Below are 2,500 nucleotides of genomic sequence, written 5' to 3'. Positions count from 1 at the left end.
TTCCGTCTTTCCGCGGGGAGATTGCATCATCACAAACATTTCAACTTCGCTGAGTCTCTGGAGGAGACAGTGTGGCCATCATTACGCCATTCGTGCAGGTCGGAACTTACCCGACAAGGAATTTCGCTACCTTAGGACCGTTATAGTTACGGCCGCCGTTTACTGGGACTTCAATCAAGAGCTTGCACCCCATCATTTAATCTTCCAGCACCGGGCAGGCGTCACACCCTATACGTCCACTTTCGTGTTTGCAGAGTGCTGTGTTTTTATTAAACAGTTGCAGCCACCGATTTTTTGCAACCCTTTTCTGCTCCGTTTGTTCAACTTCACATACCGAGGGCATACCTTCTCCCGAAGTTACGGTATCAATTTGCCGAGTTCCTTCTCCAGAGTTCTCTCAAGCGCCTTAGAATACTCATCTCGCGCACCAGTGTCGGTTTGCGGTACGGTCAATCAATAGCTGAAGCTTAGTGGCTTTTCCTGGAAGCAGGGTATCACTCACTTCGTGTGCAAGCACACTCGTTATCACGCCTCATCTAAGCCCGGCGGATTTGCCTACCAGGCACGACTACACGCTTGAACCACCTATTCCAACAGGTGGCTGAGCTAACCTTCTCCGTCCCCACATCGCACTATTGATCGGTACAGGAATATTGACCTGTTTCCCATCAGCTACGCATCTCTGCCTCGCCTTAGGGGCCGACTCACCCTACGCCGATGAACGTTGCGTAGGAAACCTTGCGCTTACGGCGAAGGGGCTTTTCACCCCTTTTAACGCTACTCATGTCAGCATTCGCACTTCTGATACCTCCAGCATCCGTTACCAGACACCTTCACAGGCTTACAGAACGCTCTCCTACCACGTGCAATAAATTGCACATCCGCAGCTTCGGTAACTGGCTTAGCCCCGTTACATCTTCCGCGCAGGACGACTCGATCAGTGAGCTATTACGCTTTCTTTAAATGATGGCTGCTTCTAAGCCAACATCCTGACTGTTTTAGCCTTCCCACTTCGTTTCCCACTTAGCCAATTTTAGGGACCTTAGCTGGCGGTCTGGGTTGTTTCCCTCTTGAGTCCGGACGTTAGCACCCGGTGCTCTGTCTCCCAAGCTGTACTCTGCGGTATTCGGAGTTTGCCTTGGTTTGGTAAGTCGCCATGACCCCCTAGCCAAAACAGTGCTCTACCCCCGCAGGTAATACTTGAGGCACTACCTAAATAGTTTTCGGAGAGAACCAGCTATTTCCAAGTTTGTTTAGCCTTTCACCCCTAACCACAGCTCATCCGCTGATTTTGCAACATCAGTCGGTTCGGACCTCCAGTACCTGTTACGGCACCTTCATCCTGGCCATGGTTAGATCACTTGGTTTCGGGTCTACACCCAGCGACTAAAAACGCCCTATTCGGACTCGATTTCTCTACGCCTTCCCTACTCGGTTAAGCTTGCCACTGAATGTAAGTCGCTGACCCATTATACAAAAGGTACGCCGTCACCCCTTACGAGGCTCCGACTTTTTGTAAGCATACGGTTTCAGGATCTGTTTCACTCCCCTCCCGGGGTTCTTTTCGCCTTTCCCTCACGGTACTGGTTCACTATCGGTCGATTACGAGTATTTAGCCTTGGAGGATGGTCCCCCCATATTCAGACAGGATTACACGTGTCCCGCCCTACTTTTCTCTAGCTCAGTACCACCGACAAGTTTTCACATACAGGGCTATCACCTACTATGGCCGGCCTTTCCATGCCGTTTTGTTAACTCGTCGACTATCACTAGAAGGCTCTTCCGAATTCGCTCGCCACTACTATCGGAATCTCGGTTGATTTCTTTTCCTCTGGGTACTTAGATGTTTCAGTTCTCCAGGTTCGCTTCAACAGCCTATGTATTGAGCTGTTGATACCCTTGCGGGTGGGTTTCCCCATTCAGACATCTCCGGATCAAAGCTTATTTGCCAGCTCCCCGAAGCTTTTCGCAGGCTATCACGTCTTTCATCGCCTGTAATCGCCAAGGCATCCACCATATGCTCTTAGTCACTTGACCCTATAACTTTGATCTCTGTTGCCAGAGTTCGCCATTTGGAGTTCAAAGACTGGTGAGGTCTTGCACCTCACGCGTTATGCCGTAATGTGAATGATTCTTCGGTTGCGTTTTGCAACGCAGCCTAGAGAATGATTCGTCATTACATCGAATTCAAGTTCGTTGAATTCGTGTGACGCAATCAAATAGTTGCTGACGGCACGGTCACCTTCAAAGGTGTTTCCGTCAGCAACGCTGATTTTCGACTCTATGAATTTTTAAAGAACAGCCTATGGAGCAAAGCTCAATACAAAAGCAGTCTTGCAAAGACTGCTTTTGTATTGAAGTGAGCCAACTATTGTAGCACCGCATGGCGCTATCTTTTTTAAATTCTCAGTGTTTACACCAAGAATTTGTGGTGGAGGATGACGGGATCGAACCGACGACCCCCTGCTTGCAAAGCAGGTGCTCTCCCAGCTGAGCTAAT

The 2,500-nt window shown here is 49.4% G+C and carries 1 tRNA gene and 1 rRNA gene (both cut by a window edge); both read right to left on the bottom strand.

Annotation, left to right across the window (positions count from 1 at the left end):
• Positions 1-2,037 (bottom strand): 23S ribosomal RNA (locus tag B5M06_RS06440) (it extends 845 nt beyond the left edge of the window).
• Positions 2,038-2,429: 392 nt separating this feature from the next.
• A tRNA-Ala gene (locus tag B5M06_RS06435) sits at positions 2,430-2,500 on the bottom strand; it runs 5 nt beyond the window's last position.

It is taken from the genome of Comamonas kerstersii (assembly GCF_002056725.1).
Classification (GTDB): domain Bacteria; phylum Pseudomonadota; class Gammaproteobacteria; order Burkholderiales; family Burkholderiaceae_C; genus Comamonas; species Comamonas kerstersii.
Note: the sequence above shows the minus strand (reverse complement) of the source record. Positions and strands in the feature narration are given on the sequence as shown.